Annotated in this window: 17 protein-coding genes and 3 pseudogenes; 10 read left to right on the top strand and 10 right to left on the bottom strand. The window is 66.8% G+C overall.

Annotated elements, in window-relative coordinates:
- Positions 1-8 precede the first annotated feature (8 nt).
- From QUE68_RS20190 to QUE68_RS20170, 5 genes and pseudogenes are all read right to left on the bottom strand, one after another.
- Positions 9-2,273 (bottom strand): molybdopterin-dependent oxidoreductase, encoded by a 2,265-nt coding sequence (locus QUE68_RS20190; RefSeq protein WP_284235471.1) that lies wholly within the window; start codon positions 2,271-2,273, stop codon positions 9-11.
- On the bottom strand, positions 2,270-2,854 hold the full coding sequence (locus QUE68_RS20185; protein WP_284235472.1) for a TetR family transcriptional regulator: 585 nt from the start codon (positions 2,852-2,854) through the stop codon (positions 2,270-2,272). The genes QUE68_RS20190 and QUE68_RS20185 overlap by 4 nt, the downstream gene beginning before the upstream one ends.
- A 169-nt stretch (positions 2,855-3,023) precedes the next feature.
- A pseudogene (locus tag QUE68_RS20180) lies at positions 3,024-3,122 on the bottom strand (DMT family transporter); the annotation flags it as partial.
- The gene (locus QUE68_RS20175; RefSeq protein WP_286274299.1) at positions 3,119-4,249 is read right to left on the bottom strand and encodes an acyl-CoA dehydrogenase family protein; all 1,131 of its coding nucleotides are present in this window, start codon (positions 4,247-4,249) and stop codon (positions 3,119-3,121) included. The pseudogene QUE68_RS20180 and the gene QUE68_RS20175, both read right to left, overlap by 4 nt.
- Positions 4,250-5,239, bottom strand: a pseudogene (locus tag QUE68_RS20170) (acyl-CoA dehydrogenase family protein); the annotation flags it as partial.
- 99 nt (positions 5,240-5,338) lie between these two features.
- Here QUE68_RS20170 and QUE68_RS20165 point away from each other — a divergent pair.
- Positions 5,339-5,536, top strand: a pseudogene (locus QUE68_RS20165) (type II toxin-antitoxin system death-on-curing family toxin); the annotation flags it as partial.
- A gap of 51 nt (positions 5,537-5,587) precedes the next feature.
- On the opposite strand, the gene QUE68_RS20160 reads toward QUE68_RS20165, so the two are convergent.
- Complete coding sequence (locus QUE68_RS20160) at positions 5,588-7,726, bottom strand: heavy metal translocating P-type ATPase (protein ID WP_284235474.1); 2,139 nt, start codon at positions 7,724-7,726, stop codon at positions 5,588-5,590.
- A 4-nt stretch (positions 7,727-7,730) separates the two neighbouring features.
- Positions 7,731-8,021: a DUF1490 family protein gene (locus QUE68_RS20155; RefSeq protein WP_284224548.1), complete on the bottom strand. Its 291-nt coding sequence runs from the start codon at positions 8,019-8,021 to the stop codon at positions 7,731-7,733.
- 288 nt (positions 8,022-8,309) lie between these two features.
- On the opposite strand from QUE68_RS20155, the gene QUE68_RS20150 reads away from it, so the two are divergent.
- The 4 genes from QUE68_RS20150 to QUE68_RS20135 all read left to right on the top strand — a co-directional run bounded on the left by QUE68_RS20150 (position 8,310) and on the right by QUE68_RS20135 (position 11,248).
- A complete protein-coding gene (locus tag QUE68_RS20150) occupies positions 8,310-9,101 on the top strand; it encodes a metal ABC transporter solute-binding protein, Zn/Mn family (RefSeq protein ID WP_349816926.1) in 792 nt (263 codons plus the stop codon).
- Positions 9,088-9,876 carry a metal ABC transporter ATP-binding protein gene (locus QUE68_RS20145; protein WP_284235476.1) on the top strand — a complete coding sequence of 263 codons (789 nt, stop codon included), beginning with the start codon at positions 9,088-9,090 and terminating at the stop codon, positions 9,874-9,876. Before QUE68_RS20150 ends, QUE68_RS20145 begins: the two co-directional genes overlap by 14 nt.
- A gap of 62 nt (positions 9,877-9,938) precedes the next feature.
- Positions 9,939-10,784 (top strand): metal ABC transporter permease, encoded by an 846-nt coding sequence (locus QUE68_RS20140; RefSeq protein WP_286275880.1) that lies wholly within the window; start codon positions 9,939-9,941, stop codon positions 10,782-10,784.
- A gap of 50 nt (positions 10,785-10,834) precedes the next feature.
- Positions 10,835-11,248 carry a Fur family transcriptional regulator gene (locus QUE68_RS20135; protein ID WP_284235477.1) on the top strand — a complete coding sequence of 138 codons (414 nt, stop codon included), beginning with the start codon at positions 10,835-10,837 and terminating at the stop codon, positions 11,246-11,248.
- Between the two features lie 13 nt (positions 11,249-11,261).
- On the opposite strand, the gene QUE68_RS20130 is transcribed toward QUE68_RS20135, so the two are convergent.
- Together QUE68_RS20130 and QUE68_RS20125 are read right to left on the bottom strand one after the other, a co-directional pair.
- The gene (locus tag QUE68_RS20130; protein ID WP_284235478.1) at positions 11,262-11,846 is read right to left on the bottom strand and encodes a DUF305 domain-containing protein; all 585 of its coding nucleotides are present in this window, start codon (positions 11,844-11,846) and stop codon (positions 11,262-11,264) included.
- Positions 11,843-13,348 (bottom strand): M28 family metallopeptidase, encoded by a 1,506-nt coding sequence (locus QUE68_RS20125; protein ID WP_284235479.1) that lies wholly within the window; start codon positions 13,346-13,348, stop codon positions 11,843-11,845. The genes QUE68_RS20130 and QUE68_RS20125 overlap by 4 nt, the downstream gene beginning before the upstream one ends.
- Before the next feature lie 76 nt (positions 13,349-13,424).
- Between QUE68_RS20125 and QUE68_RS20120 the strand changes: the two genes are divergently transcribed.
- Together QUE68_RS20120 and QUE68_RS20115 are read left to right on the top strand one after the other, a co-directional pair.
- Positions 13,425-14,312, top strand: a complete 888-nt coding sequence (locus QUE68_RS20120) for an NAD(P)H-binding protein (protein ID WP_284235480.1) — start codon at positions 13,425-13,427, stop codon at positions 14,310-14,312.
- A gap of 186 nt (positions 14,313-14,498) precedes the next feature.
- Entirely contained in the window at positions 14,499-15,236 is a 738-nt protein-coding gene (locus tag QUE68_RS20115; protein WP_284236174.1) for an Rv3717 family N-acetylmuramoyl-L-alanine amidase, read from the top strand.
- 393 nt (positions 15,237-15,629) lie between these two features.
- On the opposite strand, the gene QUE68_RS20110 is transcribed toward QUE68_RS20115, so the two are convergent.
- A complete protein-coding gene (locus QUE68_RS20110) occupies positions 15,630-15,845 on the bottom strand; it encodes a hypothetical protein (RefSeq protein ID WP_284235481.1) in 216 nt (71 codons plus the stop codon).
- A 118-nt stretch (positions 15,846-15,963) separates the two neighbouring features.
- On the opposite strand from QUE68_RS20110, the gene QUE68_RS20105 reads away from it, so the two are divergent.
- The 3 genes from QUE68_RS20105 (at position 15,964) to istB (ending at position 18,640) form a co-directional block, all read left to right on the top strand.
- Positions 15,964-16,089 carry a hypothetical protein gene (locus QUE68_RS20105; protein ID WP_286274297.1) on the top strand — a complete coding sequence of 42 codons (126 nt, stop codon included), beginning with the start codon at positions 15,964-15,966 and terminating at the stop codon, positions 16,087-16,089.
- A 126-nt stretch (positions 16,090-16,215) separates the two neighbouring features.
- Complete coding sequence (gene istA, locus QUE68_RS20100; protein ID WP_284226301.1) at positions 16,216-17,838, top strand: IS21 family transposase; 1,623 nt, start codon at positions 16,216-16,218, stop codon at positions 17,836-17,838.
- Between the two features lies 1 nt (position 17,839).
- Positions 17,840-18,640, top strand: a complete 801-nt coding sequence (gene istB, locus QUE68_RS20095; RefSeq protein WP_284226300.1) for an IS21-like element helper ATPase IstB — start codon at positions 17,840-17,842, stop codon at positions 18,638-18,640.
- Positions 18,641-18,704 lie beyond the last annotated feature (64 nt).

Raw genomic sequence — 18,704 nt, 5'->3', positions numbered from 1 at the left:
GCCTCCCTTCACTGAACACTCACTCGAACCGAACACGGCACACCGTTCACGACCTGGGTATTGCTCGGAACGTCGATCAACCCCGGCGGATTGAGGAGGTTGGAGTTCACTCCGGGATGGGCGTTGGCGGTGTCGAGTCGCGTGCCCGTGACGCCGTGGCCCCACCCGTGCGGCAGGCAGACCACGCCGGGCATCACCTCGTCGCTGACCTCCGCCGTCACCGACAGCGTGCCTTCGGACGTGGTGATGTCGGCGAGTTCACCTGCGCTGACGCCGATTCGCGTCGCGTCCACCGGGTTGATCAACAGCGTGCAGCGTTCCTTGCCCCGCATCAACCCCGGGACGTTGTGCAGCCACGAATTGTTCGACCGCAGATGGCGCCGACTGGTCAGCACGAACTCCGTTGTCTCGCGGTCGATGCGGGCCGCCAACCGGTCGACGTCGGCGGCGAGGTACGGGTGAAGGAGTTCGACCTTGCCGGACGGCGTGGTGACGACCTCGTCGATCCGGCCGCCTGCCACCTCTTCCAGTCGTATCCCGCTGGGCTGCTCGCGAACTGCTGCGAGGGTGAGCCCGTCGGGCCGCTCACCGAGGCCATCGCCCCACGGGCCCAGCCGGATGCCTAGGTCGACCAATCGCGCCGGTCCGCTGCCGGTGAGCGCCGCGAACGCCTGCACGGGATCACGACCGGTCAGCGGGGTCCTCGGCTGCGCGCACACGGTCGCGAGCATGCCGCCGACATACAGGTCGTCGATGGCCGCGACGTCGACTTCCGGTACCGGCGTCCCGAACAGCGACCCCGCCAACTTGAGGAGCAACTCCCACTCGGCGGGCCGGTCGGGTGCGGGTGCGAACACGGGCTCGGACCACTTCAGGCACGCCGCAAGGGAATACGCCCAGTACAAGTCGTCGGAGTGCGGTCGCTCCAGGGGTGAGAGTCCCGGCAGGATGACGTCGGCGTGGCGGGTCGTCTCGTTGAGCCAACTGTCGATGGAGATCATCGCGTCGAGGGTCCCCAGTGCGGAGGCCAGCCTCCGACTGCCCGGCGCCGAGATCACCGGGTTGCCCGCGACCGTGACCAGCGCACGAATCTGACCGTCGCCCGGGGTGTCGATCTCCTCGGCCAGGCAGCTGATCGGGAACTGCCCGAAAACCTCCGGCGCATGGCGCACGCGGCTGTGGAAGCGCCCGAACTGCCAGCCGTCGGCGGGTTGATCGGGAGGCTTCATGAACATCTGTGACCATGCCGAGGGGCGCGGGAACACCGCACCACCCGAGCGGTCCAGCGCACCGATCGCGGCGTTGACGACGAAGACCAGCCAGGTGGCCAGGGTGCCGAATTCCTGGGTACACGTGCCAATCCTGCTGTACAGCACGGGATTGTCGGCGTGCGCGAGGTCGCGGGCCAGGCGTTCGATGTTCTCGGCGTCGATGCCCGTGGCCCCTGCCACCCGCTCCGGCGTGAACGGCGCAGCGAGCGCGATCACCTGGTCCAGACCGGTGACCCGGTCGCGGAGGTGTTCGGGGTGCCGGACCCAGCCGTTGGCGGCCAGGGTGTTCAGGATGGCGAACAGGAGGAGGGCGTCGGTCCCCGGGCGGATCGGCACCCACTCGGTGGCTCGTTCGGCGGTTCGTGTCCGTCGTGGGTCGACGACGACGACCTTGCCTCGCCGGGTGATCGCCCCGAGCATTCCCATGATGTCGGGCGTCGACAACATCGAGCCTTGGGAGGCAGAGGGATTGGCGCCGAGGATGATCAGGTGATCGGTGTGTTCCAGGTCGGGAACCGGCCCGTTCCACATGCCCCCGAACAGTAGGGCGCTGACGACGTTCAGCGGCCACTGGTCGACAGTGCCCGGCGTGTAGTACGCCTGCATCCCGGCGGCCTGGCCGAAGCCGATGAGGGCGCCGACGAACAGGCTGAGTCCGACGTTGTGGGCGACCGGATTGCCCAGGTACACCGTCAGCGCCCCGGCGCCATACCTGTCGAGCACCGGCCGCAGGACTCGCTCCGATTCGGCGAGGGCGTCATCCCAGGACACCGCCTCGTGCTCGCCGTTCGGTCGCTTCACCAGCGGACGTGTCAGCCGGTTCGGATCATGGTGAATGCTGCCCAGCGACACGCCCTTCGGGCACGAGTGACCCCGCGACCAGACGTCGTCGCGATCGCCCCGAACTGACTGCACCACATCGTCGGACACCACCACCGTCAGCCCACACATCGCTTCGCACAGGGGACACGTCACCGCGTGCTGCGAGGGGCTGATGCTCATCCCTCGGGCAGGATCAACGAGAGCATTACGTCGAGTCGATCGGCCATGGTGCGGTAGCTGAAGGCGCTCGATTGAACTTGGAGCAGGGCGCCCCAGAACACCGTCTCCAAGGTGGCCAGGACTTCGGGCCATGCGCCGGTGCCCAGTGCCGCAGACAGCCGCCGGCGGACCTCCGCGGCGATGAGCGATTGGGCGTGGGTGACTGCCGGATCGTCGGTGCGCAGTAGCGCGTGCGTGCAGGCGACCGCCAGCCGCGGTTCGTCGGCGACCACAAGCGTGATCGCACACAGCTGTTCGCTGACGCGGGCCTGAATGCTGGCCTCCTGGTCGATGACGAGCGGGAGCTGGGCGATGCGGTGCAGGTACAGCTCGGCGTACAACACGTCCATCGAGGGGAAGTGCGCGCGCAGGGCAGCAGGGGCGATCCTGGCGCGCGCGGCCAAGGCCGGTACGGAGACGTCGGGTTGTGCGGAATCGTCCAGCATCGCTGCGGCCGCACCGAAGATTCGGCGGCAGGCGAGGGTTCGCCTGCCGTGGGGATCCCGCAACCTGGTGACGTGAGTCACCACGGTGCTGGACATGTGTCCAGGTTATCGGACGGGTCGGCTGTTGGCAATCAACGCGCGGACAGGCCTCGAGGGAAGCAACTTTGCCGCCGAGTCACCATTCGGCGTGGTTGGATCCGGTGGTCGGCCGAACCTGGAGAGCCTGCAAAGCGGACACGTGTCCAGTTCGTCAGGTGGGCTCCGCCGGCGGTGACACACCCCCGACCGCGACCTTGATCAACAGGTACGGGACACCCCAGATGACACTCATGGCCGCGAAGAGCGCCCAGCCGCGGGCGCTCACCCGCGAGTGAGCTCGGCGTACCGCGTCACGTGGTGGTCGGTCGACCCGAACTCGTACTGCAGCGCGGTCAGCCGCTTGAAGTAGTGCCCGATGGCGAGTTCCTCGGTCATGCCCATCCCGCCGTGCAATTGCACGGCGTTCTGTCCGATGAATCGGGCCGCCCTGCCGATCGTCGCCTTGGCTGCCGACACGGCGCGAGCTCGCGTCGCGGCGTCGGACTCGAGGTTCAGCACCGCGAGGTACACCGCCGCCGTGGCCTGCTCGAGTTCCATGTGCATGTCGACCATGCGGTGCTGCAACGCCTGGAAGCTACCGATCGGCTGGCCGAATTGCCGACGTTGCTTGCAGTACTCGACGGTGTCGGCGAAGACCCGCCGCATTCCGCCGACCGCCTCGGCGCACACCGCGGCGGCGCCCTCGTCGCGTGCCCGGTCCAGTGATGGCCAGGCATCGCCCTCGCGGCCGAGCATCGCGTCGGCCGGTAACCGCAGACCGGTCAGCACCAGATCTGCGGCGCGGCGGTCGTCGACCGTGCGATATCCGTGCATTTCCAGACCTGGGCCGTCAACGACGTCTCCGGTGTCCAGCAGGAACAGCGACAGGCCGCTCTCCGAGCGCGCGGTGACGAGCAGGTGCGTGGCGAACGGCGCGCTGAGCACCATGATCTTCGATCCGTTCAGAACCCAACCGACCCCGTCCCAGTGTGCCGTCGTCGCGGCGTCCAGCCAGCGGTCACCGGACTCCGCCTCGGCTGCGGCGAGGGCGACGATCGCCCGTCCGTCGGCGATGCGTCGGAGGACCTCCGCCGCGCGCTCGCCACCGGCTCGCAGGAGGAGGCCCGCGGCCACCACGGCCGTGTCGACGAAGGGCTCGATGACGAGGGCGTGGCCAAGCGCCTCCGCGATCACCATGACCTCGACGGGTCCGCCGCCGATTCCGCCCGCATCCTCGGGCAGGGCCGCACCGAGGATCCCGAGTTCGTCGGCGAACGCCCGCCAGACGTCGGGTTGCCAGCCGGTGCCGGTCTTGGCGGCTGCGCGACTGCGTTCGAGACCGTAACGCGTACCGAGGAACTTGGTGAGGCCCGTGCGGAGCATTTCCTGCTCGTCGGAGAGTCGAAAGTCCATTCAGAGTCCCAGTGCTGCCTTGGCGAGGATGTTGCGCTGAATCTCATTGCTGCCCGCGTAGATCGAGCCCGCCCGGTCATTGAGGTATCGCAGGGGGGCGACCGCCTGCCATGGTTCTCCACTGACGTAGCCGTCGGGTGGCGGCTGGTACTCCGAGATGGGTCCACCCGGTCGCGTCGCGTGGGGCTGATAGGCGCGCCCGCGCGGCCCGGCCGCCTCCATGGCGAGTTCGGTCAGGGTTTGACTGAGTTCGGTGGTGAGGATCTTGAGCATCGACGAAGCCGGCCCGGGGTGGCCGCCGCCTTCGAGGGCCGCCAGGACGCGATATTCGAGGATCTCCAGGACGTCGGTGCGGATGCGCGCGTCGGCGAGCTTGTGCGAGAAGGCGGGGCAGTCGATCAGCCGACCGCCGTCCGGACCCGGCTGGGCCGCCGCCGCGGTGGTCACCTGCTCAGCCATCACCTGCAGCGCGGGTGCGCTGGCGCCACCACCCCGTTCGAACTCGAGGAGGTACTTGGCGACGGACCACCCGTCGTCGATGTCACCGACCACGTTGCTCTTCGGTACGCGCACGTCGTCGAAGAACACCTGGTTTTGAATCTCCTCCCCGGACGTCATGACCAGGGGCCGGATCTGGATGCCGGGAGAGGCCATGTCGATCAGGACGAACGTGATGCCCTGCTGCTTCTTGGCGGAACGGGAGGTGCGGACGAGCCCGAACATCCAATTCGCTTCACGGGCATGGGTCGTCCAGATCTTGCTGCCCGTGCACACCAGCTCGTCGCCGTCGTCGACTGCGGCCATGGACAGCGCGGCGAGATCCGAACCGGCCTCCGGCTCGGAATAGCCCTGGCAGAAGACCACCTCGCCCCTGAGGATGCGGGGAAGGAAGAAGTCCTTCTGGTCCGGTGTGCCGTAGGCGATGATGGCGTGCGCCACCATGCGAATGCCCATGGGGGACAACGACGGAGCGCCCGCGAGAGTCGACTCTACTGGCGGAGTGCACGTATTCCGAACGTGCGGTATTGGTCGGTGGCTCCGCGCGAAATTTCCGTGCACGGCAGGTGGTATCAATCCGGTATCATTCCGTCGCGCAATCACGCGCTGGTAGACGGAAACAAGCGACTTGCGTGGACGGCCTGCCGGACGTTCCTTGACGTCAACGATCAATGGACCAATGCACCCGAAGACGACCGCTTTGACTTCGTGATTCGGGTCGCCACGGGGGAAGTGCCCGACCTCGACGACATCGCCGAGCAACTACGCATATGGAGCTACCAGGAGTGATGCGCCCTTGGTCCGGCGTGATGAGCCGAACCGGACAACGCCGTGACCATCTCAGTCGAGCTCGTAGCGGATCAACCGGGAGCTGTTGGCGACGACCGCGACCGACGACGCGTTGTGCAGGATTGCGGCGAGCACCGGCGAGAGGCCACCGGTGGCGCCCACCAATAGCCCAATCGCGTTGACCGCTATCGACATTGCGTAGTTCTGCCGGATCACGTCGACCGCGTGCCCGCCCAGCGATCGGACGTCGAGCAGTCGCCGCAGGTCGTCGCTGGCGAGTGCGACATCCGCTGTCTCGACCGCGACGTCGGTGCCGCCCAGGCCCATGGCGATGCCGATGTCGGCGGCTGCCAGGGCGGGGGCGTCGTTGATTCCGTCGCCGACCATCGCGACGACGAAGCCGTCGTTCTGCAGCGCGCGGACCACTTCGAGCTTGTCCTCGGGTAGCACCTCGGCCTGCCATTCGGTGATGCCCAGTTCGTCTGCCACCGCCCGTGCGGTCTCGGGATGGTCCCCGGTCAGCATCACGATGCGGCGTACGCCGTTGGCGCGCAGAGCCGTCAACACTTCGGCGGATTCCGGGCGCACTTCGTCACGCAGGCTGATCAGCCCGACCAGCTTGCCATCCACGGCGAGAAGCAGTGGGGTCTCGGCTTCGCGCTGCAGGCGGGCGACCCATTCCGATGCCTTCTTGGTGACGCGCACCTTTTCGTTGCGCAGCAGCGATGGACTTCCGAGCAGCAGCGTGCGGCCGTCCGCCTGAGTGCGCATGCCGAGCCCGACCAGCACCTCGCACTCCTCGTGCGGCGGGATCGCGATGTGACGCTCCTCGGTGGAGCGGATCACCGCCTCGGCCAGCGGGTGGCGGGAGTGGATTTCGGAGCTGGCGGCGTAGGCGAGAACCTGTTCGGGCTCCCAATCCTTGTGGAAGGCAACGATGTTGGTCACGACGGGTCGCCCGACGGTCAACGTTCCGGTCTTGTCGAACACCACCGCGTCCACCCGGCCGGCTTGTTCCAGGTGAGAGCCGCCCTTGATGAGAATGCCGCGCCGCGCGCCGTTGCCGATGGCAGCGCTGATTGCCGTGGGGGTAGCCAAGCCGACCGCACACGGGCAGGCCACCAGCAGCATCGTCATCGCCCGACGGACGTCGCCGGTCCCGACGAGGGTGATGGCGGAGAGCAGGAACGATGCCGGCACGAACCGGCGGGAGAAGTTCTCGCCGATGGTTTGGATCGGCGCCCGGTCCAGTTGGGCCTCCTCGACCCGGCTGATGATGCGCCCGATGGTCGTTTCGCTGCCAACCGCGTTCGCTCGGATCACTAGTCGGCCGCGGATCACGACCGACCCGGCATGGACTCGTGCACCGACGGCAATGTTCACCGGCAAGGTTTCGCCGGTGATCGCCGACTGGTCGACGACGGCTTCCCCGTCGACCACCTCGCCGTCGACCGGGATCGCCACCTGATCGTGGATGATCACCTCGTCGCCGACTGCCAACGTGCCGATCGCGACTTCCACCTCGATGCCGTCGGCCAGCCGGATCCAGGCGGTGTCCTGATTGCCCTGAAGGAGATTGGTGATCGCGCGCCGGGTCCGACGCAGCGTCAGATCCTGCAGGTACTCACCAATGTTGAGCAGCCACAGCACTGTGAGCGCAACGACGTTCTCCCGCAGAATCAAGCTGGCGACCGTCGCGGCCGAGACCAGCAGGTCCGTGCCCGCAGCGTTCCCACCCCGCAACGAGCGCAAAGCGCCCCGCAGGAACGGGTAACCCGTCGCGATGGTCGCCCCGGTGGCGAAGAGTCGACTCGTCGGACCCAACAGTGGCGGCCGGGCGAACACATATCGCCGAGTGCCGAGGAGCAGCAGAGCCAGGCCGCCGATGATCATCCGGGCCACGTCGGCGTTACGGATGTCCGCGGATCGTGGCGCACGAACCGGAACCAGTTCGGCGGCCACCCGCCGGGCTGTCGAGATCGCGTCGAGAACCGCTGTCTTGTCGCACTTGGTGGGCGAGTACCAAATCACCACCGACGCGGTCCGCGGGTAGGCGTGCACGGCCCGGACACCAGCAATCCGACCGACGCCCTCTTCGATGGCCACCGCACGCACCGGGTCGAAGCGGAACCAGTTCGCCCGCAGGCGCATCCGTCCGGCGGCATCCGAGTGGACGGTCAGTTCCGCCATCGGGTCAGTGGTCGTGGCCGTGGCCGTGATCGGCGTCCGCAACAGCGGGCGGCGGCACTTCCTCGCCGACGCGCTCACGCGCTTCTGCCATCACGTCGGCCGCCTTCAGTCGCAGGTTCTCCGCGCCCTCCTCGGCTTTGCGCGCTCCACGAATACCCAGCGCCGTCGTCGCCACCGCCGCCTGTCGGACTGGAGCCTTCGCGACCGCCTTGCGCGCCACTTCGTAGGCCGTCACGCCAACCAAGCCGGTGAACACTGCTCCTGCAGCCTTCGCCAGCAATCCGCCAACCATCATCGATGCCCTTTCTCAACGCCAGGCCCCATGGGCTCTTGGAGCGCCAACCTAGTGCACGAACTCGGCCCAGTGTCGCGCGACTTAACGTTAACGATTATCGTTCCCATCATGTTACGTCCTCCGCTCGGTAAACCCCACCTCGTTGCTGCCCTGGTGATGGCCGTTCCACTGGTCTTGTCAGCTTGTTCCAGCAGTTCGACCGACACTGCCAACAGCAGCACCACCGCGGTGGCGACACCCTCGGGAAGTGCTGCGACCGCCACCTGCCCGACGGCACCGGTGGAGGTCTTGGTCAGCGTCGACCAGTGGGGGGACATCGTCTCCGAGTTGGGTGGGACGTGCGCAACCGTGAAAACGGTGCTGGCCAGCTCGTCGGTCGACCCGCACGATTACGAACCGTCACCGGCAGACGCCGCGTTCTTCACCGGGGCCAAGCTGATCGTGGTCAATGGCGCCGACTACGACCCGTGGGCATCCAAGCTCGCTGCCACCTCGGCAACGAATGCCCCGGTGGTCAGCGCTGCCGAGGTGACCAAGACAGCGGACGGTGCCAACCCGCACCTCTGGTATAGCCCGTCTGCGGTGACTGCCGTCGCCGATGCCGTCACCGCGCAGCTGTCAAAACTCGAGCCGGAATCCGCCGAGTACTTCGCCAGCAGGCGGGCGGCGTTCACCACCGCATTGGCGCCGTACGACGGGCTGATCGCCAAGATCAAGGCCGGGGCCACCGGCAAGTCCTACGCCGCCACCGAGGGCGTCTTCGACTACCTGGCCAAGGCAGTGGGCCTGGTCAACAAGACTCCGCAGGGATATCAAAATGCGTCGGCAGCCGAATCCGACCCGTCTCCAGGCGACATCGCCGCGTTCCAAACTGCGCTGGCGGACAAGCAGATCGACGTGCTGATCTACAACACCCAAACCGAGGGTTCGGTGCCGGAACAGATCCGGTCGGCCGCTGAGGCTGCCGGGGTGCCCATCGTCGACGTCACCGAGACGGTTCCGCCCGGCCAGACATCGTTCGAGGGCTGGCAGGACGGCCAACTCACCGCACTGGCCAAGGCCCTCGGTGTCGCCGTCTAGTACCGCTGCGGACGATGCGGCGCTGACGTTCGACGACGTCAGCGCCGTTCGCGGCCGTCAGACGGTCTGGTCGCAGGGCAGTTTCACCGTCCCCGCCGGCGGGATCGTCGCCGTCATCGGCTCCAACGGGTCGGGAAAGACGACGCTGCTGCAGATGATCCTGGGATTGATCCCCGCCGCGACGGGGCGGCTCGGAGTGTTTGGCCGACGCCCCGGCGACGACAACGATTCGATCGGCTACGTCCCGCAGAATTACGCCGCCAGCGCCGGGGACGCGATCCGCGCGTGCGACGCGGTCCTGCTGGGTCTCACCGGTCGCCGGTGGGCCTTCGGTCGGGCTACCAGCGCCCAGCGGCGACGCGTTGCGGACACGCTGGCGTCGGTGGGTGCCGCTGACCTCGCCACCAAGCGGCTCTCGACGCTCTCGGGTGGCCAACGACAACGGGTTGCGATCGCCGAAGCCCTCGTGGCTGAACCGAAGATGCTCATCCTCGACGAACCGCTGGCATCGTTGGATCTGCGCAATCAACGCGAGATCGTCGAGCTGCTGGCGCGCCTGCACCGGGAACTGTCGGTGACGATCCTCGTCGTGGCGCACGACCTGAACCCGTTGCTCCCCATCCTCACCAGTGCCATCTACCTCCTCGACGGGCACGCTCACTACGCCCCGATGGATGACCTGGTCGACGAAACGTTGCTCAGTCACCTCTACGGCACACCGATCGAAGTCGCGCACACCCCGCAGGGCGCGCTCTACATGAGGAGTGTGTCGTGACGACCCATCTGATAGCGCTTGGCTACCAACAGAACTGGTGGGACGTCCTCACCTCGGCGTTCATGCGCAACGCCCTCCTGGGCGGCACCATCGTCGCGTTCGCCGCCGGACTGATCGGCTACTTCATCATCGTGCGCAACAATGCGTTCGCCGCGCATGCGCTCGCCCACATCGGACTGCCAGGAGCAACGGGCGCGGTATTGGTCGGGGTGCCCGTCGGCGTGGGGCTGGGAGTGTTTTGCGTGGGCGGGGCGCTCGTCATCGGACTGCTTGGCAAACGCGCCTCCGACCGTGAAGTGGTCACCGGCACGGTGCTGGCGATGGCCACAGGGCTTGGCCTGTTCTTCAACTCACTGGCCACGAAGAGTTCGAGCACCATGACCAACGTGTTGTTCGGCAACCTCCTGGCCATCTCGTCGGAACAACTGGTGACCTTCGCGGTACTGCTGGCGTTGCTGGGGGCCGTGATCGCCTTCGTCTACCGGCCGCTGCTGTTCGCGTCGGTCAACGCTCCGGTCGCCGAAGCCAAGGGCGTCCCGGTACGGGCGCTGTCGATCTTGTTCATGGTGCTCCTCGGTCTGGCCGTGACGATGGCCGTGCAGGCTGTCGGAACGCTATTGCTGTTCGCACTCGTCGTCACCCCCGCGGCCACCGCGATCATGCTGACCCCCCGGCCGGCGCTGGCGATGGCGGTGTCCACTGCGATCAGCGTCATCTCCGTCTGGCTCGGCCTGGGACTGTCCGCCATGTTCAACCTGCCGCCCAGCTTTCTGGTCGTCACCATTGCCTGCACGGTCTGGATGTTGGTGTGGGTGGCCGACCGGCGAGTCCGGTCGACGGCCAAGGCTCTCGACGAGCAGTCCGACCCCACGGGGGCACCACTGCTGCCCACCACTGCAGTCACCTGAGGCGGCGCCACCGTAATTGACACGCGCCGTGCGAAAGGAGACCGAGTTCGATGTCGGCGTCCCCGGCCGAACGGCAACGTCCCCGCACCGCCACACAGCAGCTCGTCTTAGACGCGTTGGGCGACAGTGACCAATTCCGCAGCGCGCAACACATTTGCTCCAACATCCGTGAGGATCGGACCGTCCGGATCGGGCTGACTAGCGTCTACCGCATCTTGCGCGGCCTGGTCGCCGACGGGATCGCCGAGGCTCAACGCGCTGAGGACGGCGAGGTGCTCTACCGGCGACGCAGCCACTCCGGGCACCGTCACTACCTGTTGTGCCGACGGTGTGGGCGTGCGATCGCGTTCACCCCGACCGCCCTGGAGGAGCGCACCGGCGAACTCACCGCTCGGCATCGGTTCACCGAGGTCACCCACCACGTCGACCTCTACGGCGTCTGTCCCCGCTGCCGTGGGACTTGAATGATCAAGCCCATCACTGCGATGCGCTGATCAGATGCGTCAACATGGCGATCTCTCGCTGCTGAGCCGTAATCATCTGCCTGGCAAGTGAGACGGCGTCGGGGTTCTGGCCGTGAGCGACCTCGTCGTTCGCCATCGTCACCGCGCCCTGATGGTGGCCAATCATCGACTGGATCCACAACGTGTCGAAGGCGGCGCCGTCGAGCGAGGTGAGTCGATCGATGGTGGGCTCGTCGACCATGCCCATCATCGCCATGTCTTCGTGGCTGGCCATCGCGCCCCGATCGGGGTCGGCGGGCGCGTGCCACTGCTCGAGGAGCAGATTCATCGTCAGTATCTCGGCGTGCTGATCGGCGCCGATGTGGGCGGCCATCACCCGAAGGTCGGGGTTGGTGGTGCGGGCGGGCACCATCGCCGCGAGGACGACTGCCTGCTGATGATGCGGAATCATGTTGCGCGCGAACGCAATGTCGGCGGCATTGGAAACCACCGGCTGCTCGACCCCGGCGTCATGCGGATCGGTCACCGACGCGCCGCAGGAGCTCACGACCGTGGCGACCGTTAACAGCAGTGCCGCGACGATGCACCTCGGTCTCATGGTGCGGCCACCACGTGCCGGGTGCGGTCATCGCGGGCCGGTACACCGTTGCGGCCGTCGAGATCCTGCGCGTAGTACGCGACCGCGTAGGCGGCCCCACCGCCGTTGATGTCGAGTGCAGACCGGTCGATCCGGTCCAGGGTGTCGGTCTTCGGGTGATAGTTCGGGTCATAGGGTGCCCCGCCCACGCCACCCCACAGTTCGGCCTCCGATGCCGTCATCTTGGCTTCGGCACCGGAGAAGATCCCGCCGGCTGGGATACCGGCCCGGGTGAATCCATCGTAATCCGAGCGGCCCTGGAAGGACGTGTCCTGGGCAGTCTTACCCGCTGCCTTCAGGTAGGCGACCAGCGTCCGTTCGATTCCCGCGGACCCCTCCGGCACCACCGGCGGACTCTGCTCGGGTTCGGGCGGCGCGGACTGATCGCCGTCGTAGGTGAAGTAGGCGGGGTTCGGTGAGGCCAGCATGTCGAAGTTCAGGTACAGCGCAATGTCCTTGAGCTCATCGACGCTGAGCGACTGCACGTAGTTCGCGGAGCCGAGCAGGCCGATCTCCTCGGCACTCCAGAATCCGAACCGGACCGCGTTGCGCACCGGCGGGGTGGGGCCCATCTGCAGGGCCGTTTCCAGGATCGCCGCGACGCCGGAGCCGTTGTCGTTGATGCCGGGCCCGGCGGGCACGCTATCCAGGTGCCCGCCCACCACGACGACGTTCTGGGTCGATCCGGTCTTGGTCTGCGCGACCACGTTTCGGGTGCGCTCGGTGCGGACGCCCGCAGACATCTTGATCGTGGTCGGTCCGGGCTTGCTGCGGAGCCGGGCGCCGTCGGCCTTGCTGACCCTGACCACCGGGATGGTGACGTCGGTGCCCGCGCCCAGAGTGGCCCCCGACCCGTCGCCGTCGACGTTGTTGGCGACGATCAATGCCACGGCACCGCGTTCGGCGGCCGCTACCTGCTTGTCGCCAAACGGGCACGTGCCGCGGTCCACCAGCACCACCGCACCCTCGACCGGCAGGCCGTCGTAATCGGTGGCCGAACACCCGGGGCTGTCCTCGACCCGTGCCGGCAGCAGTGGGCCGGTCACGCCCTGCGGTGGTGTCCCGATGGTGTACTCCAGCGGATTCGCCTCGATGCGCGATCCGCCGACCGTCACCACGGGCTTGTCGGCGAAGGGGAACCGCAGCTCGAACTCGGGGGTCTGCACGTCGAAGCCCTTGGCCCGCAACGCATCGGCAACGTAGTCCACGCTGGCGTCGTACCCGGGCATGCCGACCGCCCGGTTGTCGCCGTTGGCGTCGGCGATCTCCTGAAACTTGCGCAGGTGGACCATCATCGCGTCCGCCGTCACCCGCTGGCGGATCGTCGATGCGAAGTCCGCGACGGATTGCGTCGTACTCGTTGCGGGCTGAGCGGTGTCGCCGTCACGACCGCACGCGCTCAGCGTGACCATCGTGATCGCGATCATCACGAGGGTCGATGACCGTCGGCGTCCGAAGCTCATGGTCCCCACGTTAGCCGTGGTTCGCGCCATCCGGCGCCGCCGTGACGGAGGGAGACGCCGTGGCACAGTGGCTTTAATGCTGTTGATCACCGGTCCCAGTGGCAACGTCGGCCATGAACTCGTCGACCTCCTTAGCGAAGCATCAGGCATGCCCTCGTGGCGGGTGGGCAGCCGACACCCCGACCGGTCACGACGTCAGGGTGCCGCGCAGCAGCCCGAAGCCGTCACCCTCGATTTCCTCGATCCGACCACGTGGCCGTCGGCGTTGGCCGACGTCGACTGTCTGTTCCTGCTGTTCCCGCTACCGGGCAACACGGCGGCACGGACGGCGATCATCCCGTTCATCCAGGCCGCCGACCGGGCTGGATGTCGTCACGTGGTGTACGTCTCGGTGTGCGGCGCCGACCGGGCGCGATTCATCCCGCACTACAAGGTGGAGGCTGCGCTGCGGGCGAGTTCGATGACGTGGACGGTGTTGCGGTGCAGCTTCTTCATGCAGAACCTTCACCGCGCCGTCTCTACCCCCGGAACCGACATCGTGGAACGAAGTGAGCTGTTCATCCCGGCCGGTAGCGGACGGACCACGTTCATCGACGCTCGAGACGCGGCTGAGGTTGCCGCCGTGGCGCTGCGCGCACCCCACGATCACCGCAATGCGGTCTACCATCTGACCGGTCCGGCAGCGCTCAGCATGGCGGAGGTCGCCACCGCGTTGACCGCGGCGCTGGGACGCCCGGTGCGGTACGCCAGGCCCGGCCTCGTTCGCTTCATGGCACGACTGGCGCGACGTCGGGTCGGATGGAAGACCATCGCGTTCATGTCGGCGGTGTACACGCTGACCCGGCTGGGCCGAAACCAGCCGCTCACAGACGACGTGCAACTGCTGCTGGGCCGCCCGCCGCGCACCCTCGCCGACTTCCTCGATGATTCCGTATGGCGATGGCGCGAACGGGCATGGACCTGAACAACACAGCGCCACCGATGTACCACCTCAACCCGGCGAAAACGGATCATTGGCTCTCAGGGAGCTGGCAGCCGGATCCGCGGCGTGCCATCGAGTTTTCGGTATCGTCACGGCGCTACGGTGTCGTTCGTGCAGGATCATTGCGTTCGCGTGCGCCGGGGCGAATTCTCCCGGCGCGAGGTGCTCATGTATGCCGCTGCGACGCCTGCCGTCATCGGACTTGGCTCTCTTGCATCGACATTGACGGCACCCACCACCGTGGCCGCACCCACGGTGGCCGGTCGTGTCGTCTTTCTGGACCCCGGTCACAACGGTGCCAATGATGCGTCCATCAACCGCCAGGTACCCACCGGGCGCGGCGGCACCAAGGCATGTCAGACCACCGGCACCTCTACCGACGCCGGGTTCGCCGAACACACCTTCAACTGGGGGGTGGTTCTCTTGATCAGACAGGCGCTCACCCAGTTGGGCGTTCGCACGGCCATGTCCCGGGGCGACGACAGCGCGCTGGGGCCGTGCGTCGACCAACGCGCCGCGATGGCCAATGGGTTGCATCCCGATGCGATCGTCAGCATCCACGCCGACGGTGGTCCGCACTCGGGCCACGGTTTTCACGTCAACTACTCGAACCCGCCGTTGAACGGCGCCCAGTCCGGTCCGGCCGTGCAGTTCGCCACGGTCATGCGGGATCAGTTGGTTGCGGCGGGGCTTCAACCTTCGACGTACCTCGGAACCGACGGGCTCTACGGTCGCCCGGACTTGGCCGGTCTGAACCTCGCCGCCTTCCCGTCGATCCTAGTCGAGTGCGGCAACATGAAGAACGCGCAGGAGGCCGCGCAGATGGAGAGTGCGGGCGGTCGAGTCACCTACGCGGCGGCCGTCACACGGGGGATCACCGCCTATCTTGGGCAGCTTCCGGTGTAGCTGATACTCAGTTCCGGTGGCTAACGGCGCGTGCACTGTTGAGCTCCGCGTGCAGCCGGGTGGGCAAGACGGTCAGGTCCCATTCGCCGCGTTCCAGCCAGTCACACACGGCTCGGAGGTCGTCGAGGTCGATGAGCGGCCCAATCCAGCGCGTCGGTCCGGATGGGACGCGCTCGACGGAGCACGGCTGCAGCATCAGCACTGTGCCCGGCCCGTGGGGGCGGGTCGCGCAGGTGATCGTTCCCCGTAAACATCCGGTGGTGACCAGCACGCCGTGGGCGCACCGTCGGATCGACTTCCGAAGGTCCTGCAGCACAGCGACATCCGCAGAGCTCGTGCAACTGATACAGAGGGCAATGGTGAACGGACGTGTGGTGGCCCGGTGCGGTGACGTCACGACGTGACTCCTGCGCCGACCACGCTGGTGCTGGGCATCGAGGTGACGGTGAGGGTATCGAGAACACGCTGAGCGGTCGCCGGAGCCGCGATCTCTGCGAAGGCCGCGTACATCGGGTCCCAGGATAAGCGCGCCGGTCTGAATTCTGTTGCTGCGGACTCGAATTCGGTCCTCATGTCCGCGGCTGCGTCGGCGTCGGCGTCGGCGTCCATCGGTAGTACTCCCTTCGGTCCGCGGCGCCCGGAAGCGGCACCGGTGTCGCCCTTGTTGCTAATGACAATCATTTCCATATAGCGTTGAGATCATCGTACCAACCAAAGGAGACTCGGCGTGAAGGTCGCCTACCTGCTTGGCCCGACCCTGCTGTCGACAGTGGTCGCGGCGTCGTCAATCGCCGCGTGTTCGTCTGACGGCGACCAAGGTCTGTCGTTTGCCATGAGCATGGGACCACTGTGACCTGATTTTGCCAGTGGGATGGGACCACCTGGATTGCCAGTTATGGGACCACCGGCGCGCCGCGTCGGTGGTCTCTTCGTTTGCCCGTTCGATCGCCGTGACAGTTCAAGTCACGGAGGCACGGGCATGGCTTTTCGGGAGGTCAGTGTGAACGAGATCAGGGAAGTGCTGCGGGTGTGGCTCGGGGTGGTGGGGTTACCGGCGCCGGGGTACCGCAGGATCGCCGCGCATTGCGGTGTGGACCGCAAAACGGTGCGCCGCTACGTGGAGGCCGCCCAGGCAGCGGGGCTGCGCCGAGACGACGATGTCAGCGCGCTCGATGACGGGTTGATCGGTGCGGTCGCCGAAGCGGTCCGCCCGGTGCGCCCCGATGGTCACGGCGCGGCCTGGGATCGGCTGCTCGAATTCGAGGAGCAGATCACCGCGTGGGTGGCCGGCGAGGGCGAGGCGCGGCCGTTGACGATCACCAAGATCGCGACGCTGTTGGACCGCCGAGGGTGTGTGGTTCCGTATCGGACGTTGAACCGATTCGCCAGTGAACGTTGCGGTTTCGGACGTAAGGACACCACGGTGCGAGTCGCCGACGGCGACCCGGGGGTGGAATGCCAGATCGATTTCGGCTACCTGGGGATGCTCACCGACACCGGTGATGGTCGTCGCCGCAAGGTGCACGCGTTGATCTTCACCGCCGTCTACAGCCGGCACATGTTCGTGTGGTTGTCGTATTCGCAGACCTTGGCGGCGGTGATCGCTGGCGCTCAGGCGGCGTGGGAGTTCTTCGGCGGCGTCTTCGCGGTGCTGATCCCGGATAACTTGAAACCGGTGATCGCCGCTGCCGATGCGGTCAACCCCCGGTTCACCGCGGGCTGGCTCGATTACGCCGGTCATGGCGGGTTCCTCACCGACCCGGCCCGGGTGCGCTCGCCCAAGGACAAGCCGCGGGTCGAACGCACGGTGCAGTATGTGCGTGGAAACTTCTGGGACGGTGAAACATTCACCAGTCTCGAGCAGGCGCAGCAGGCGGCGACCGCGTGGTGTGAGCGGACGGCCGGTATGCGCATCCACGGCACCACCTGCGCACGGCCGGTGGAGGTGTTCACCGCCGAAGAACAGCGACTCCTGCTGCCGGTGCCGGGGGCCTACGACGTGCCGGTGTTCAAGGCGGTCAAGGTGCACCGCGACTTCCACGCCGAGGTCGGCAAAGCCCTGTACTCGTTGCCCGAGCAGTGGATCGGCACCACGGTGGACGTGCGCGCCGATAGCGAGCTGGTGAAGTTCTATCACCGCGGCACGCTGGTGAAGGTCCATCCCCGCCAACCGGCAGGTGGGCGCAGCACCGACCGCAATGATCTGCCTGAGCACAAGGCCAGCTATGCGCTGCGGGACTTGGCGGCGTTGATCGCGGCGTGTGCCAGCCACGGGCCGAATGTCGGGATCTACGCCGAACGCATCCTCGATGACCCGCTGCCCTGGACCCGGATGCGGACCGTCTACCGGCTCCAGGGTCTGGTGCGCCGTTACGGCGCTGAGCGCGTCGATCGAGCATGTTCACTCGCGTTGGACCTCGACGTCGTCTCGGTCAACAAGATCGCTTCCATGCTGGAACGCGCCACCGAAACCACCACTCCGGCATTGCCCCGGGCGGTCGGGCAGTCAGCTACCCGGTTCTCGCGTGATCCATCCGAATTCACCAACACCCCAGCATCATTGACCGTCGTGGCCGATGCGCAACCCGAGGAGACCCGCTGACATGACCACGACCAACCGCGCAGCCGCCGACCCGGTCGGCGCTGATCTGCTCCGACTGCTCAAAGCACTCAAACTCGGCGCGTTGGCCGACACCCTGCCCGAACGTGCCGCCCTGGCCCGCCAACACAAACTCAGCCACATCGGGTTCCTCGAAACTCTGCTGGCTGATGAGGTATCCCGACGCGAATCCCGCTCAGCCGCCTTACGGGCGACCAAAGCCGGACTCGACCCGAGCATGCGTTTCGACACCTGGACCGCACAAGAGGACCTCCGCTATGACCGCACCCTGCTCGGGGATCTGACCTCGCTGCGGTTCCTCGACGCCGGCCAGTCCGCGATCGTCCTCGGGCCCGTCGGAGTAGGCAAGACGCATTTGGCAACAGCGTTGGGGCACATGGCTATTCGCCGACGGCACACCGTCATATTCGGTCGCGCCGACAAACTGTTCACCCGGCTACGCGCAGCCCGACTCGACCACACCGTCGACACCGAGATCCGCCGCCTGGCCGCGATTGACGTCCTCATCATCGACGACTTCGCGCTGCGCTCGCTCGATGCCACCGAAACCAGCGACTTCTACGAAATCGTCGTCGAACGTCACCGCACCAAGACCACCATCGTGACCTCCAACCGGGAACCCGCCGAATGGCTGACCATGACCGCCGACACGCTATTGGCTCAATCAGCCATCGACCGACTGACCGCGGCGGCCCACACCCTGGTCATCGAAGGACCGTCCTACCGCCAACGCGCCCGGCCCGGCCAGCTTGACCCAGACCACCCCGCCGAGCATCCTCAATAACGCGCCACGGTGGTCCCATCCTCCTGGCAATCAGGTGGTCCCATCACCCTGGCAAGCGACAAAG

This window comes from Mycolicibacterium sp. TUM20985 (assembly GCF_030295745.1).
Lineage (GTDB): Bacteria > Actinomycetota > Actinomycetes > Mycobacteriales > Mycobacteriaceae > Mycobacterium.
Note: the sequence above shows the minus strand (reverse complement) of the source record. Positions and strands in the feature narration are given on the sequence as shown.

Bases quoted from the DNA above. Each gene is read 5' to 3' on its own strand.
- istB (WP_284226300.1), top strand. From the start codon at position 17,840: ATGACCACGACCAACCGCGCAGCCGCCGACCCGGTCGGCGCTGATCTG.
- QUE68_RS20155 (WP_284224548.1), bottom strand. From the start codon at position 8,021: ATGATGGTTGGCGGATTGCTGGCGAAGGCTGCAGGAGCAGTGTTCACC.
- QUE68_RS20135 (WP_284235477.1), top strand. From the start codon at position 10,835: ATGTCGGCGTCCCCGGCCGAACGGCAACGTCCCCGCACCGCCACACAG.
- QUE68_RS20160 (WP_284235474.1), bottom strand. From the start codon at position 7,726: ATGGCGGAACTGACCGTCCACTCGGATGCCGCCGGACGGATGCGCCTG.
- QUE68_RS20130 (WP_284235478.1), bottom strand. From the start codon at position 11,846: ATGAGACCGAGGTGCATCGTCGCGGCACTGCTGTTAACGGTCGCCACG.
- istA (WP_284226301.1), top strand. From the start codon at position 16,216: ATGGCTTTTCGGGAGGTCAGTGTGAACGAGATCAGGGAAGTGCTGCGG.
- QUE68_RS20140 (WP_286275880.1), top strand. From the start codon at position 9,939: ATGCGCAACGCCCTCCTGGGCGGCACCATCGTCGCGTTCGCCGCCGGA.
- QUE68_RS20110 (WP_284235481.1), bottom strand. From the start codon at position 15,845: ATGGACGCCGACGCCGACGCCGACGCAGCCGCGGACATGAGGACCGAA.
- QUE68_RS20185 (WP_284235472.1), bottom strand. From the start codon at position 2,854: ATGTCCAGCACCGTGGTGACTCACGTCACCAGGTTGCGGGATCCCCAC.
- QUE68_RS20120 (WP_284235480.1), top strand. From the start codon at position 13,425: ATGCTGTTGATCACCGGTCCCAGTGGCAACGTCGGCCATGAACTCGTC.
- QUE68_RS20125 (WP_284235479.1), bottom strand. From the start codon at position 13,348: ATGAGCTTCGGACGCCGACGGTCATCGACCCTCGTGATGATCGCGATC.
- QUE68_RS20115 (WP_284236174.1), top strand. From the start codon at position 14,499: ATGTATGCCGCTGCGACGCCTGCCGTCATCGGACTTGGCTCTCTTGCA.
- QUE68_RS20190 (WP_284235471.1), bottom strand. From the start codon at position 2,273: ATGAGCATCAGCCCCTCGCAGCACGCGGTGACGTGTCCCCTGTGCGAA.
- QUE68_RS20175 (WP_286274299.1), bottom strand. From the start codon at position 4,249: ATGGACTTTCGACTCTCCGACGAGCAGGAAATGCTCCGCACGGGCCTC.